Below are 14,637 nucleotides of genomic sequence, written 5' to 3' on the forward strand. Positions count from 1 at the left end.
GAAGGGAAGGCATGGCCGAAGTCAGAATTACCGGCTTGCACAAGCGCTACGGCGCATTCCATGCCGTGCGCGGCATCGACCTGGACATTCGCGACGGCGAGTTCACGGTCCTGGTTGGGCCCTCCGGTTGCGGCAAGAGCACGCTGCTGAGGACCATCGCAGGACTGGAGGAGAGCTCACAAGGCACGATCGAGATCGGCGGCGAGGTGGTTAATGATTTCCGGCCACGCGATCGCGACGTGGCAATGGTGTTTCAAGATTATGCGCTCTATCCGCATATGAGCGTGGCCAAGAACATTGGCTTCGGCCTCAAGGCTCGCAAGATGCCGAAGCCAGAGGTCGAGTTGCGCGTCGCCGAGGCGGCACGCATGCTTGGCATCACTCCGTTGCTGGGGCGTTTTCCGCGCCAATTGTCAGGCGGCCAGCGCCAGCGCGTCGCCATCGGCCGCGCCATAGTCCGCAACCCCCGCATTTTTTTGTTCGACGAGCCGCTGTCCAACCTCGACGCACAACTTCGCGACGAAATGCGCGGCGAAATCAAACGCCTTCACCAGGACATTGCGACAACGATGATCTACGTCACCCATGACCAGATCGAAGCGATGACGTTGGCTGACCGCATCGTGCTGATGCGCGACGGGTTGATAGAGCAGCAGGGCGCGCCACTCGAGTTGTTCGAGCACCCGGCCTCAACGTTCGTCGCTGGGTTCCTGGGTTCGCCGCGGATGAGCTTCCTGCCAGGTACCCTTGCCTTGGACGCAGGCGCCGCTGCCATCCGGCTCGCGGATGCACTGCTGCCTTTAGCGCGCGGCAGGGGGCTGAAGGGCGTCGCGGACGGACAGCAGGTGCTGCTCGGGTTGAGGCCAGAACACCTCACTCGTGCGCACACTGCAACGCCGGACCAGGGCACGTTTCGCTATGAGGCAACGATCGACCTGCTGCAGCCGACCGGCTCGCGCAGTTACGCGACATTCCGACTGGCCGGCGCGCCGGTGATGGCTGAGCTGCAGGCGCACGATGTCAGCCGTCCGGGCGAGAAGCTTGCGATCGACATCAACATGAACCGGGCCTCGATCTTCGACGCCGCGACGGAGCGCGCAATTTGACCTCGACAGCTTCCCTGGCAGTCCGCTTGTGTGGCACCGAAGAGCTCGAGGCACCGCTGCGCACACTGCGCGCCGGATCCTTGTCGGTCGCGTTCGACAATGGCGCGTTGCGTTACATCCACGTCGGGACGATCGAGATCTTGCGCGGAATCTCGTTTCTTGTACGGGACGAAAACTGGGGAACATGTACCACCGTTCTCGATGATCTGCGGATCGACGAGAGGCCGGATGCGTTCGCCATTGAATACCGTGCAACATGTGCCGCAACATCCGGCCGCCTGATTTACCGGGCGCGCGTCTCAGGCAGTGGCGATGGTGCGCTGTCGTTTGTGGCGGAGGCAGAGCCCGAGACTGACGTTTTGACGAATCGGACCGGCTTCGTCGTCCTTCATCCGATCGAGGGCTTAGCCGGCAAGCCGATAAAGGTGCTGCATGAGGATGGTCACGACGAGCTATCGTTCTTTCCGGACCACATCGATCCAAAATGTCCGTTCACCGACATCCGGGCGTTGTCGCACGAGATCGCGCCTGGGATCTGGGCGACATGCACCATGGAGGGTGATGCCTTTGAGATGGAGGACCAACGCAATTGGTCTGACGCCTCCTATAAAACATATGTCCGCCCTCTGCGTCGCCCGTGGCCTTACAGACTGCCCAGGGGCCAGAAATTCACGCAGGCCGTCCGGCTTCACGTGTCAGGAACGCTCCCTGCCGGGACGTCTGAAAATCGCAATCCACTCATCAACCTGACGATCGGCGGACTCGTCGGCCGAGTGCCCCGCACTGGCGTCGGCGTCGCCGCCGACGAGGCAAAGCACGCGCTCGAAACCCCCGAGCTCCTACGACGAATGGCTCCGCAGTGGATGGTCTGCCAGGTCGATCTCCGGATCGCACACGGCCAGGATGAACTAGAAAGCTACGCCGCGCTCGCACGGCTGACCGGCGCTGGCGTGGTCCTCGAGATTATCACCAAGGGCACGCGCGATCCATTCGGCGAATTGGCGCCGGTCGCGGATGCTGTCCACTCACTCGGCCTCAAACTAGAAGCTGTCTCCGTCTTTCCGGCGCAGGACATGACGTCCGTACAGCCGGGAGCACCGTGGCCGACTATGCCCAGCTTCCACGAAAGCTACTCCGCCGCTCGCCGGGCTTTCCCGGGCATCGCGCTGGGCGGCGGCATGGCCGCTTACTTCACCGAACTCAACCGCAAGCGTCCGCCAGCCGAAGCGCTCGACTACGTGACCTTCACCACCTGTCCAAGCGTGCACGCCGCAGATGATGTCTCGGTGATGGAGACACTTCAGGCAATCCCCCATCAAATCCGCTCCGCGCATGCTTTCATGGGGGAACGCTTGCCACTGCGTATCGGTCCCATCCAGCTCGGCTGCCGTGAGAACCCATACGGAAAATCCACTGCGCCGAATGAAGCGAACGCTCGCGTCTGTCTATCGCGCATTGATCCTCGTCAGCGCGGGCTGTTCAATGCGGCTTGGACTGTCGGATATTTCGCGGCCTGCGCTCGCGAAGGAATCGATGCCGTCGCGTTCGGTGACTTCGCCGGCCCCTTTGGCCAAATCCATAGGAAGGCTGATTTCGTGCAGCCATGGTATGACCAGCAGGATGGCCCAACGGTCTATCCCGCTTTCCATGTCTTGGCTGGTCTCTCAAAGCTCGGCGGAGCCACCTTGCTGTCCGTAGGAATTTCCGGCTGTGACGGCGTCGTGACGATCGCGGCTGAAAAAGATCGCCGCGTGACCCTGTGGGTCGCTAACCTTACCGCCAAGACGCAATCTGTGCGGCTTTCGGATTCGCCGAGCAGCGTCCGCATTGCTCTTCTCGGCGCCGAGCAGTTCGAGCGGGCGGCAACCGATCCCGACTTCATGGAAAGCTCCGCAAGACCGCTGGATGATCAAAGCATCTCGCTTGGCGCCTACGCCGTCGCGCGAGTCGACCTGGATCGATCGTCTTAGGCCTAGCCGATGTTCGCTGTTTGGCCAAACCCCCGTCAAGGATGAGGGTGGTAGTTCCATGAAGCTCTAAGGCAGTGCGTGGGATCCATCTCGCTTCGACTCCAAACCCATCATCAGTCAATTCAATGCATACCGCGAACCTGCCAAGTGCCTGACCCGGATCTACGGCCCCTTCGAATCTTCAGAAACGGCGGTTGGGCCCCGGAATCGGACAATGCCCGCGCCGGGAGAGCAATACATATACGTTCTAGTATGGCGGCGACCAGGCTCGCCAGGTTCCGCCTGCCGAGACGCCAAGTTTTGAGGCCGCTCGCGCCGAAGCGATCCGTTGCGTAATCGGCCTGTTGGCTGATCTGGGCGATGACGATATGACCGGATGGTTAGTGCGCATGCGCGATCAGGCAGGCAACGAGCTTTGCACGATCAACGTTCTGCGAGGCCGAAGCCGCACCGCAAACGGAAACAAGCCGGTTAGGAGCACCGCTCACGTAGTGTCGATACGCCAGCCCTTATTCAATTAGATCGTCGCCGGTCGGAACTTTTGTGATGTTGAGCCCTTGTCCATTGAACAGTGGAGGTACCAATGGCTAACCTGGGAAAATTGGCGATCGCGATGCTCGGCGTCTTGGCATACCAAAATCGCGACAAGATCGGCGACATGATCCGTGGAGCGGGTGATCGCAACCCAAATGATCCGCAAGGCGGGATTCTGGATCAGCTTTCAAAAGGCGTTTCGGGGACCGCGCTTGGCGATATTCTCGACCGGTTCAGAGGGGCAGGCGCCGGATCGAAGGTCGATTCGTGGGTAGGCACCGGGCCGAACGAGCCGATCCAGCCAAGCGAGGTGGAAGCAGCCATAGACGAAGACACCCTGACTTCCCTCTCGATGCAGACCGGCCTTTCGCGCGAGGAGCTCATAAGCCGGATCACGCGAGATTTGCCTGAGGCCGTCAGCAAAATGACGCCTACTGGTGAATTGCCCGAGGCGCCGAAAAGCTCCGGTGAGACGACCTTGCTCGACGACGTGCCATCGCACAGGACGCAAGCGAATTCAGACGGTCAAAGCGATATCTAAGGTGACGGCTATCCATCAGGGAGAGATACTAAATCGTACTGGCGCGCGAGTTGGCATGATCGGGCAGGGCGGTCACGGTGGTGACACAGCAAACATAGTTGCCGAGTTGGATCTATTGGCGGCGCTACTCGATTCCCGCTGGCGCATTCCGGGCACATCAATTCGTTTTGGACTGGATGCGCTCGTAGGTCTGGTCCCCGTACTCGGAGATGCGGCGACGGGCATTGTCTCGGCCTACATCGTCTTGCGAGCTCGAAACGTCGGTGCCGGAAATGGCTTGGTCGCCCGCATGCTAGGCAACGTGCTGCTGGATACGCTCGTAGGAAGTGTTCCAATTCTCGGCTCGATCTTCGACGTCTATTTTAAGGCGAACAATCGCAACATCAGACTGCTGCGCCGTCACATCAACAAGTGAGGCGGTCGGATAACCAATCGTCGCGATGCAATTCTTCTAAAAGGCTCGGAACCGACAGGGGCGCTGGGGCTTGAGTCGCGATTCCTGGAGTCGCGAGCATATGACCAGTGCCATTGACCGGCTTTCGTTCATCGAGTTCCAATCGCCCACACTGGTCGAGAAAGCTCCCGAAGGCGGAGATTGGCTTCACGAGATCAAATATGACGGCTACAGGACGCAGCTGGTCGTTGAAGGCGGAAAGGCGCGAGCATTCACGCGTCGCGGCTACGATTGGTCCCACCGTTACAAGAGGATTGTTCAGGCCGCGGCAAGCCTGCCAGTCAAATCCGCTATCATCGATGGTGAAGCTGTCGTCCTGGGCGACACCGGCCTGCCGGACTATCAAGCCCTGGAACTGGAGCTGGGCAACCCAAGTTCGCTGCGGATGACTCTCTACGCTTTCGACCTCCTGTACCTCGATGGCCGTGATCTACGGGAACAACCGTTAGTGAAGCGCAAGGCTGCGCTGAAGAAGCTGCTGACCGAAACCGAGCCAACCCTGACTTATGCCGAGCATCTGGAGGTGAACGGCAAGGATATGTTCGACCATGCCTGCCGGATGGGCATAGAGGGAATCGTATCGAAGCGAGCGGATGCTCACTACCGCTCGGGCGTCCAGACCAGTTGGGTCAAGGTCAAATGTGTCAAGAGCGACACTTTTCCAATCGTGGCTTTCGTCGAGAAACTTGGCGCGCAGCCGCGCCGCATCGCATCGTTGTACATCGGCAGGCGAGAGGGCGACCGGCTGCTTTATGCCGGGAAGGCCCAGACCGGCTATACGCTGGACGCAGCCCGGCGCGTTAGGGAGCGGCTTGATCCGCTTGTTGTCGCCAAGTCACCGCTGTCGGAGCCGATCAAGAAGCCCAAGGCGACATGGGTCGAACCAGACGTTCTTGCCGAGGTGCAATTCAGTGGCGTGTCGGACCGGGGCATCTTGCGTGAGGCGGTCTTCAAGGGACTCCGCGAGGACCTTCAGGCAATCCCGCCCAAGCCTCCATCGCCGTCCAAGCGGAGGTCGGAAGGACAACACGGCGTCCCGCGCGAGAACATTCTCCAGCTGCTACCCGATGCGGTTGCACCTTCCAAGGAAGAGCTGGCAGACTATTGGCGGCGGGTCGCTGATCAAGCTCTAATTCATCTGGTTCGGCGACCGCTGAAGCTGGTCCGCCACGCCTCTGGCGCAACCTTCTATCACAAGGGACCGCTACCTCGGATACCGGCGTCCGTGCACCAGCTCCGCGTTCAAAAGCGCGAAGGCGGCGAAGGCATTCGGGTATGGATAGATGACATGGATGGTCTGCTTGGCTTGGTCGAGATGGATGCCGTTGAGCTTCATCCTTGGAACGCGACGATTGAAGACATCGAACATGCGGACCGGCTCGTCCTCGACCTCGATCCCGGAGAAGGCGTGCCATGGGACGCTGTGATCGAGGCCACGCTGGCGCTACGGGGCATCTTGGAAGCGGCAGGCTTGGAGAGCTGGCCAAAGGTCACTGGCGGCAAAGGCATCCACTTGATGGCCCCGCTCGTTGCGACGATGAACCATGACAGCGCCCGCAAACTGGCCAAGTCGCTCGCCCACCGTCTGGTTGATGCCGATCCTGACCGATACCTGTTGTCAGCTGACCCCGCAGCCCGAGGAGGCCGGATCTTTCTCGACTATCTCCGCAACGGACGGGGCAATACCGCAATAGGCGCTTTTTCCCCGCGAGCGCGGCCCGGCTTCCCAATTGCCCACCCGGTCACATGGAAGCAAGTCGAGGCGGGCATCCGGCCAGACGTTTTCACGCTCGCGCAGCCTTTCAGACCCGCTCGTCGAAAAGCCGCGTGATGCGTCGCGACCATCAGCCGATATCAGCCCGTTTTCTTGCCTCGCGTTCGAGCCTCTTCCGGTCGTTGCCGTGTTCTCTGATTAGCTCGCGGACCTGTTCTGGCGTGATACGATGCTGTTTGGCGAAATAGCGAACCTCATAATCTTCATCGACTGATACACGGTTGCGATCTCGAAAATCACGCTTGCTCTTGTCGTCTGCCATTATCTTTCCTCCTGATCAGAGAAACAACGACCGACGTTGTATGTTCCCGGCGCCTCACTTCGGCCGCCAGAGGCGCGGGCTGTCTGACCGTACTGGGGCCGCAGCCATTGCGAAGGTGATCTGGCGAAAGTTGGTTGGCCAAAGGCGAGGGTGATTTCGTTTGCTGTTCGGGATAGCTGACCGTCGATCGAGCCTGCCTGCGGGCCTCTTGGTTTTTTACGACGCCAGTCGGAACCCCGACGGGTCGCAGATGATTCAGATGCGCATCCAGGCTATCAACGAGGATCGTGATCAAAATGGCGGGGGGTGACCACGAAGGCGACAAAGCTGCGCTCCGGGAGCCCAAAGTTTCGTCTAGGACGCATGACCCGGGTCACAGCGCCGCGGCACGAGTTCGACTTCATCACCAAGGTCGGCCGCATAGACCACGCCGGAGCTCTCGCAATGTTGCAGAGGCATATGGGAGATATAGAGGCGGTCTTTTTCGGAACTGATGTTTTGGCTAAAGCGCTAGACCAGCCTGCCGAGTGACGCTCAGTTAATCCCTATCGCGGCGCCCAGCCTGCCTTTCCGTTGCCGCTCAGTAAGCCGGCACAAGGCGCGTGTTTCGCAACGGCAAGGCCATGGTGAACTGCAAGCCGTCACGATGGTAGTTCAATTCGATCTTGGCATTGCATTGCACGGTCACGACTTTTTCCAGAAGTGTCGTGCCAAACCCGCGGCGACTGGGCTGCTCGACTTTCGGCCCATCTCGTTCCCGCCAGTCAAGATTGACGATCTGTGTGTCGCCGGACCCGCCTAACGACCAGCGGACATCAAGGCGGCCGCCCGTTTGCGAAAGCGCGCCAAACTTCGACGAATTGGAGGCCAGTTCGTGGAAAGCCATCCCAACGGGGATCGCAATGTCGGCGACTAGCGCTACGTTCGGGCCTTCCAGAACGATACGCGGCCTGTCGCGCGTCTCATAGTGGTCAAGCTCGCTTTCAAGCAGCTTGTGCAGGGAGGCAGTCTGCCAATAATCGTCGGTAAGCATCGAATGGGTCTCGGCCAGGGAAACGAGCCTTGCTGAAAAATCGCGTACGAAATCGTCGATGTTGCCGCTCGACCTGGCCGTCGCGCCCATCATGGCGCGAACGTTGGCCAGCGTGTTCTTGACGCGGTGATGCAGCTCGCGGATGAGCAATTTCTGCCGATCGGCGACCTCCCGCTTCTGTTCGATGTAGGACTGGACCTCGCGCTGGCGGGCGCGGGCACGCAAGGCGGAGCGCACCGAGTTGGCGAGGCTCGAAGCCAGAAATGGCCGTTCAAGCACGATCAGATAGCGGTCCAGAAATGCCATCCGCGTGTCGACTTCGTTCCCCCGCATCGTCAGAAGCACGATCGGAAAATCCGACCATGCGGGTTGGGCTTCAAGCCAGGCCGCAAACTGCGTTCGATCGGAACTGAGCAGGGCCTCCTCGGCCACGACAAGGCACTGAGCCTCGTCGAGAAGCGGCACTGCCTCTTCCAAGCTGCCGCACACACGCGAGGCAATCTGGTTTGTAGCCAGGATGGAGGCCGCGATCCTCGCGTCACGGCCAAGCGGCGCCAGCACGAGAACGGCGGGGCTGGACGACATCACAGCGCCTTATCCCTCAGAAGGTCTGTCGGCTTGCCGTCAAATTCCGGAGATCCCATCAGGATGCCGCGGAATTGTTCCAGTGGCTCACCTACGGCCACGCCGTTACCGCCGATTTTAAACTCACGAATCGTCTCTTCGTGGGGGCCGACACGTTTCTTGACAACCGAAATCGCGCGTCTCAACTGACCTGCGTTCTCGAAGAAGCGCAGAAGCATGATGGAATCGCAGAGATAGGTCATGTCGACCGGCGCTGCCGTTTGCCCAAACAGCCCGTGATTGGCCAACAGCAGGATGGTCGCCACTGCCTTCTGATTGAGATAGGTGAGGATCTCGTGCATCTGAAGCACCAGATGTTGTTCTTCGGACATGGCATTGAGATAGCCAGTTAGGCTGTCGATCACGACGATCCGCACATTGGATTCTTCGACGGCCGCTTGGATGCGCGAAGACAATTCGCCTGGTGAAAGCTCAGCCGGATTGACAGATTCAAGCATCAGCGTGCCGTCCTCGGCAAACGGCTCCAGGTGCATGCCGAGCCCGGCGGCGCGCGCCAAGAAGATGCGCTTTGTCTCGTCAAACAACAGCACCAGTACACGCTCGCCACGCTCGAGTGCGGCATAGCAATAGGTGCAGGCAATGGTAGACTTGCCAACGCCAGACGGCCCCATCAGCATCGTGCTGGTACCACGGGCCAGCCCGCCGCCAAGCAGGGTGTCGATCCGGTTGTTGCTCATGGCCGGCGTATCATGCTCGGCCACCTCATGCTCGGCTGCAACGAGCCGCGGATAGGCGACAACGCCGCCTGGGCGAATTACGAAATCGTGAAAGCCGCCCCGGATCTGCACGCCGCGCATTTTGATCACGCGTAGCCGCCGACGCTCTCCACCATAGACGGGCGACAGCTGCTCCATCCGAATGACGCCGTGACTGATCGAATGCAAATTGAGGTCATCCTGCTCAGCCGTCAGGTCGTCGAGCATAAGCACCGTCACATTGTTGAGCATGAAGAAGCTCTTCAATGCCAACACCTGGCGCCGATACCGCAATGACCCTTGCGATAAAAGTCGAATTTCAGAGAGCGAATCGAACACCACGCGATCGGGTCTGACGCGTCCGATCTCGGCCATGGCAGACTGCACGGTTTCGCCGAGTTCCAATTCCGAGGAATGGATCAATGTCTGTAGCTGCGCCGGATCGAAACTGAGCTCCGGCGGCACAAGTTCAAGAATTTGCACCCCCTTCAGGTCCCAGCCGTGACGGCCAGCAACCGAGAGCAGTTCGCGCTTGCTTTCTGACAAAGTGATGTAAAGGCATGTCTCGCCTTTCTTGGCGCCCTCGATCAAAAACTGGAGGCCAAGAGTGGTTTTTCCAGAACCTGGTTTCCCTTCGATGAGATGGGAGCGGTTCCTGGCGTAGCCGCCACGAAGAATGTAGTCGAGCCCGCTAACTCCAGTTGCGATCGCTGAGGCGTCGTCTCTGTCCAACTAATCCCCCAATGTAATTTCGAGAACCAGATAACGACGGGCACCTTTGGCGGTTCCACGTCTCTCGGTGAGCGCTATTGTCGTGAGACGAAAAGGCGACAGGAAGCGCAGCAAAAAAGGGCGCCGTACCTCTCGGAGCCCTTTTTCAAGTTCAGTTTGGAACCGGCGACCTACCAGCCTTGCCGGCCATACCAGTCATCGATGTCGCGCTGAGCGCGGTCCTTCTCAATGCCGTAGCGCTCCTGAATCTTGCCTTCCAACTGATCGCGGTTACCGGCAATACGGTCCAGATCATCGTCTGTGAGTTTGCCCCACTGTTCCTTGACCTTGCCCTTTACCTGCTTCCAATTGCCTTCGACACGGTTCCAGTCCATGGCACCCTTGTTTGTTTCGGACTGAGAAAAACGCCGTAACGCTACCGGAGTTCCCGTCAAGTTTGAGCAGATCGACCGATCGAAGCGTGGCGAGGTAGGCGGCCCCGAAGCAACCCGCTCTGGAACGCGATGATTGGCTTGCCGCGCCGGCTGTGTTCTCCACAGTCTTGGCCACAGTCGCTCGCGAGACCAGCTTCGTTGGACAAACAGCGACAGGGATAGCGTGAAGCCAACTATGCTGCGTTGGTCATCCAAGCCTGGCGTCAGATACTAATTCTTGCTGTTGGGAGCCATGTTCCCTGCGGCTTTTGCCCTGAAGCGCCTTACCCGGCTGCGTGTGCCGCAGCTCTCATCCGAGCACCACCGCCTGCGCCCGCCACGCGAGGTGTCGATGAAAAGCCAACCGCAGTTCGGCCCGGTGCACTCGCGCACGCGGCGGCGGTCATTCCTGGACACCAAAAACTCGGCTGTCTCAAAGGCCACGCGGTGGCCGATCGTGTTCAGACTGGCTGCGTCGGTCCACTGCCAAGCGAGGCGGTCGCCGGACGGGAAAAGCGAGCGCTTCGGCAGGGCTAGGGCGACTGCATCGCGCACGATTTGCAAGGCATCGTCCGGCACCCGGGCGCCTGCCGCCTCGGCCTGGACAGCCGCGTAAACGGCCTCGCGCAAAATCTTGGCCTTTTCCAATGCCGCCTCCGCAAGGAGCGGGCGGGCGGAAGCCTCCGCGAGCAGTGCTCGCGCCTCATCGACGTCGATCAAATCGGCACGTCCAGCCCAGACGACCAGGTCGGCATAGGTCTGCAAGAGGTCTGGGCCCCATACATCGCGTCGCGCGTCGACCGTGTTGACGAAGTCCAGGCAGGCGTGACCGCCAACCATGCGCATGTCGACGATAGTCTTCGCACAATCCATCCCCGGAAACATCGGTTGGCGGAACCGTATTGGCAAGAGGCCGTTGTAACGAAATAAACGTCTTTTGGCCGTTACGACGAACCAACAACGCCCAGCGAAGGCTGCTTCCGATGAACCGCAACACAGCGACATTTTTGGTTTTATGTGTGATCTGGGGCACCACGTGGATCGGTATCAAGGCAGGGATCGCCACCGTGCCGCCTCTGATGTTCGCAGGCACGCGTTTTACAGTAGCCGGCTTGCTGATCCTCAGTGCGACGCGCCTAAGGGGCGCTGCTCTACCACGGGTGGCGAAAAGGAGTTGGCCGCGCCTTTTCGTTGTTACGTTGTTTATGATTCCGCTTTGCTATGGCCCACTCTTTTGGGGCATGCTCTACATCGATACGGGCACCGCGGCTGTTCTTGAGCTTTCGCTGACCCCCGTCACGCTGCTTGGGTTTGCGTTGCTTCTGGGGGACGAACGCTATGACGGCCGCAGGCTCTTTGCGATTTTGCTCGGTGCGGCCGGTCTGTGCGTCCTGTTCGGGCCCGAAGCCTATGCTAGTTGGACACACGCAGACCAGCAGGGCAGGGGGCTCCGGCTGCTGGCGATGACAGCGGTGGCGTCGGCAGCTGTAATCTATGCATGGGGTTCGGTGCTCGCGCGGCCGCTTCTTGAGGTATATTCATCGGACTTCATCGCCGGCTTCACCACCCTTTTCGGGGGCGCATTCCTAATTCTCATCTCACTCGTTGTGGAGCCAGGCGCGGCCGCGGCTCTAAAAGGCGATTGGGGCTGGCCGGCCTGGGCCGGGTGGCTGTTCCTCGTGCTGTTTGGTTCGTTCATAGGCTACACACTCTTTATCCGGCTCCTGCACGAAATCGGCGCCTCGCGCGCCGGAGCATTTGCCTTCGTCTCACCCGTGATTGCCGTCGTGCTTGGCATCATCACCTACGGCGAGGAGGTTAGCCTGATCGACATCATCGGCATGGCTATCATGCTCTTCGCAGCGTTTCTTGCGCTACGCGAGCGCAAACAGGAAACATCATCCGCTTCCCCGCCGTTGATTCCACGCTCCGCGCGGGCCGATGGCAGAACATGAAAGACGGCGCGCGCATCCAGCCGCCAATCAGCCTTGAGATGGAAAAGCACAAGGTTCTCGTCTATGCGAAAAGAGGGCTCTCCCGGCAGCGTATCCCGCTACCACCGGCGGCGAGGAAAGCTCCAGCCCATACGACAACACTAGTCGGCGAGGGATTTTGCCGAGTTGCTGTCAAGATTGCAGGCGGGATTTGATGGAAAAATCGCGAGGCTGCAATCAGCGACTTATTCGTTCCGATGGCGATGCAGGCTATCCGCCAACGCGTCGACAAACTGTCAGCCGCATCGCTTCAGTTCCGCCACCTGAACCCCGAGACGGAATGCCTGACCATCGGCATAAGAACGTGCATAGCTTTCGGCTTCGAACGGAAACGTCAGGGTGCTGCCGTAGGCGGTGACGCGGACCGTCCACTTCTTGTCGCGAACGAGTTCGACCGAATTGTCGGGCGACGTCATGATTTCCTCCGGCACCAGCAAGGCGAAGGCACGGATAACGTCGCAAAGGTCGTTTGAATGCAAACAATCCGACATGCTCATGTCGCTTGTTCTATACGCCCAGACTTTCTCTCGATTAGAGCAGCGCCACGGCTGCAATGTCGGTGGCGTTAAGTCCCCTAGCTGCCAAGACCTTTCCCATCGCGTTGGTCCCCTTGCGGCGTCACGCAGCGACCTTTCTGAACCCAACCGCCGAGATTGTCAGCCCGCAGTGTCCCGAGAGAATAGCCGGCAAGCCGCACGGTGCGAATGGCAACTCTGCGACGACTGCTTCAACAACTTTCGCGACTGGCTCATGTGAACGTCGACCACTGGGCGCTCACACTGGCTTCTGCGACCAGCCAGCTGCGATGAATTCATCACGGCTGATCACCTTTCAGGATTCTCGAGCATGTGGCGCACCAACTTGAACTCGATCGGCCCAAGAGGAATTTTCCCCGGTGCTGCAAATACGGTGGTATCGAGCTCCATCTCGAGGTCGCGATATGTCAGTGGTCTGCGCTTCTGCGCCAATTTCGTGACGGTAGCCCAATCGCGAGCCTTCGCAGGTGGTCGAGGAGCTATTGCGGCGCAAATGGTCTGATGAAGCGTTCGTCGACCCCGGGCTGCAACAGCCTGTGCTGACCTTCAGCACCTGGGGATATCAAGGCGACACAGGGCAGGGAATTGGTCCGGGCATCCCGCTTCAGCCGGCCGCTCCCGTCGCCAGCTCATTGTCTGGCCGACAGTCCAGCACAATTCCCACGCACCGGCCTTTTCGCGGCAAGACCTAGCGCGTCATCGATCGAGCGGGCCAGCTTGCTGCCGAAGCCATCCACCACCTGCAGAAGGTGGCCTAGGAGCAGGTAGAACTCCGCATCCTGCGAGGGAGATGCACCGGCCGCGGCTCCGTCGAACTCAACGAGGGAAACGGAAGTCAGACGTTCCTGGATTGGCCTTGGCACATTTGTGAACGGTCGATCCCAATGGCTGTCAAAGAGTACGGCGCGACATTGAGGGCGCCAGCGAACCAGCTCTAAACCGGTCGAGCTAGTAGCCGGGCCGGGTCAATCCGAGACAATTTCGTAGTGAAGAAGCTGGGCTTCGTCGAGTGCCGACTTCACTCCAGGCGAGATGACGCCGGAGCCGAAGAGGATAATATCTTCACGGCGTACGAATACTTCATGGCCGAGTCCCATGGACACAAATGTGCCCGAAGAGCTTCGTTCGAGAAGCCGAGCTCTGCCATTCAATATGGTGAAGGCGGCGTGGCGCCTCGATACCCAGGGCCGCTCGACGATGATATCGCATTCCGCCGATCTGCCGATTGTCACGGATTCGCCGTTTCGACAGGATCGCAGCTGATCTCTGTAGCGGATGATCAGATGAATCTGCCGCGGCAGGACCGAGCGTCTATCTGTAGTGGCGCCATGGCTGGTGATCTGCGTACCGGGGGCCCCATCGTCGCTCCACAGGGTATAGACATCGAAGAACTCTTGCTTCCCCTTCAAGGCCATTTTGTCGAGGAGCCGCAGGCCCTTGCGGCTTCTCGGGGAAAGGGCTTCGCAGAAGCTCTGGCTGATCAGCACCTCTCCGGGGTTCGCCGTGGTGGACAACCTTGCGGTGACATTGACAACGTCACCGAATATCGCGCCCCGCGCGCGAATGACCGCCCCGAAATGCAATCCGATACGGGCGCTCAACGGCCCTTTAGTCAGTTGATGGGTAATTTGGCAGACGGCCCTCAGCGCCATTTCCGGGCTCTCGAAGAGGCTGAGTATGTCATCGCCTTTCGAGTAAATGAAATCACCACGGTGCTTGGCGACAATCTCGCGCATCGTGTCCAGGCAATCCGAGACCTGCTGTAGAGCGGCATCGTCTCCGATCCGCTCATAGAGCGGCGTGCTGCCCACGACATCAGCTAAGAGGACTGCGGCAAGAAGCGTCTCCTGATCCATCGATCTCGTGTCCGACCCGAAACTCAGCGTGCGTGTATAACACACGAGGTCGCCTGCAACATATCTGCTCGAGCGCATTGGATCGGTGCGAT

At 59.7% G+C, this 14,637-nt stretch carries 13 protein-coding genes and 1 pseudogene; 7 read left to right on the forward strand and 7 right to left on the reverse strand.

Annotated features, from left to right (window positions below):
- Positions 1-11: 11 nt before the first annotated feature.
- The 6 genes and pseudogenes from NKI10_RS15355 to ligD all read left to right on the forward strand — a co-directional run bounded on the left by NKI10_RS15355 (position 12) and on the right by ligD (position 6,436).
- Positions 12-1,106 carry an ABC transporter ATP-binding protein gene (locus tag NKI10_RS15355; RefSeq protein ID WP_352860769.1) on the forward strand — a complete coding sequence of 365 codons (1,095 nt, stop codon included), beginning with the start codon at positions 12-14 and terminating at the stop codon, positions 1,104-1,106.
- Positions 1,103-3,076, forward strand: a complete 1,974-nt coding sequence (locus NKI10_RS15360) for a D-apionate lactonase family protein (RefSeq protein WP_352860771.1) — start codon at positions 1,103-1,105, stop codon at positions 3,074-3,076. Before NKI10_RS15355 ends, NKI10_RS15360 begins: the two co-directional genes overlap by 4 nt.
- 299 nt (positions 3,077-3,375) lie before the next feature.
- A pseudogene (locus NKI10_RS30920) lies at positions 3,376-3,597 on the forward strand (DUF6894 family protein); the annotation flags it as partial.
- A gap of 62 nt (positions 3,598-3,659) precedes the next feature.
- The gene (locus NKI10_RS15365) at positions 3,660-4,151 is read left to right on the forward strand and encodes a YidB family protein (protein WP_352860773.1); all 492 of its coding nucleotides are present in this window, start codon (positions 3,660-3,662) and stop codon (positions 4,149-4,151) included.
- A 55-nt stretch (positions 4,152-4,206) separates the two neighbouring features.
- A complete protein-coding gene (locus NKI10_RS15370) occupies positions 4,207-4,566 on the forward strand; it encodes a DUF4112 domain-containing protein (RefSeq protein WP_352741301.1) in 360 nt (119 codons plus the stop codon).
- Between the two features lie 100 nt (positions 4,567-4,666).
- Positions 4,667-6,436, forward strand: coding sequence for a DNA ligase D (gene ligD, locus NKI10_RS15375; RefSeq protein ID WP_352860775.1), 1,770 nt, complete (start codon positions 4,667-4,669; stop codon positions 6,434-6,436).
- Between the two features lie 13 nt (positions 6,437-6,449).
- Here ligD and NKI10_RS15380 read toward each other — a convergent pair whose 3' ends face one another.
- The 5 genes from NKI10_RS15380 to NKI10_RS15400 all read right to left on the reverse strand — a co-directional run bounded on the left by NKI10_RS15380 (position 6,450) and on the right by NKI10_RS15400 (position 11,005).
- Entirely contained in the window at positions 6,450-6,641 is a 192-nt protein-coding gene (locus NKI10_RS15380) for a DUF3606 domain-containing protein (RefSeq protein ID WP_023715431.1), read from the reverse strand.
- A 580-nt stretch (positions 6,642-7,221) separates the two neighbouring features.
- On the reverse strand, positions 7,222-8,259 hold the full coding sequence (locus tag NKI10_RS15385) for a sensor histidine kinase (RefSeq protein ID WP_352625257.1): 1,038 nt from the start codon (positions 8,257-8,259) through the stop codon (positions 7,222-7,224).
- The gene (locus tag NKI10_RS15390; RefSeq protein WP_352860778.1) at positions 8,259-9,746 is read right to left on the reverse strand and encodes an ATPase domain-containing protein; all 1,488 of its coding nucleotides are present in this window, start codon (positions 9,744-9,746) and stop codon (positions 8,259-8,261) included. Before NKI10_RS15390 ends, NKI10_RS15385 begins: the two co-directional genes overlap by 1 nt.
- A gap of 170 nt (positions 9,747-9,916) precedes the next feature.
- Positions 9,917-10,120: a CsbD family protein gene (locus NKI10_RS15395; protein WP_023682266.1), complete on the reverse strand. Its 204-nt coding sequence runs from the start codon at positions 10,118-10,120 to the stop codon at positions 9,917-9,919.
- A 270-nt stretch (positions 10,121-10,390) separates the two neighbouring features.
- Entirely contained in the window at positions 10,391-11,005 is a 615-nt protein-coding gene (locus tag NKI10_RS15400) for a CGNR zinc finger domain-containing protein (protein WP_352860780.1), read from the reverse strand.
- A 137-nt stretch (positions 11,006-11,142) separates the two neighbouring features.
- On the opposite strand from NKI10_RS15400, the gene NKI10_RS15405 reads away from it, so the two are divergent.
- The gene (locus NKI10_RS15405) at positions 11,143-12,114 is read left to right on the forward strand and encodes a DMT family transporter (protein WP_352860781.1); all 972 of its coding nucleotides are present in this window, start codon (positions 11,143-11,145) and stop codon (positions 12,112-12,114) included.
- A gap of 275 nt (positions 12,115-12,389) precedes the next feature.
- On the opposite strand, the gene NKI10_RS15410 is transcribed toward NKI10_RS15405, so the two are convergent.
- Positions 12,390-12,569, reverse strand: a complete 180-nt coding sequence (locus NKI10_RS15410; protein WP_031197092.1) for a hypothetical protein — start codon at positions 12,567-12,569, stop codon at positions 12,390-12,392.
- 1,085 nt (positions 12,570-13,654) lie between these two features.
- Positions 13,655-14,545, reverse strand: coding sequence for an adenylate/guanylate cyclase domain-containing protein (locus NKI10_RS15415; RefSeq protein ID WP_352860783.1), 891 nt, complete (start codon positions 14,543-14,545; stop codon positions 13,655-13,657).
- Between the last annotated feature and the right edge of the window lie 92 nt (positions 14,546-14,637).

The sequence above is a fragment of the Mesorhizobium sp. M0802 genome, from assembly GCF_040320115.1.
In the GTDB taxonomy this organism is placed as follows: domain Bacteria; phylum Pseudomonadota; class Alphaproteobacteria; order Rhizobiales; family Rhizobiaceae; genus Mesorhizobium.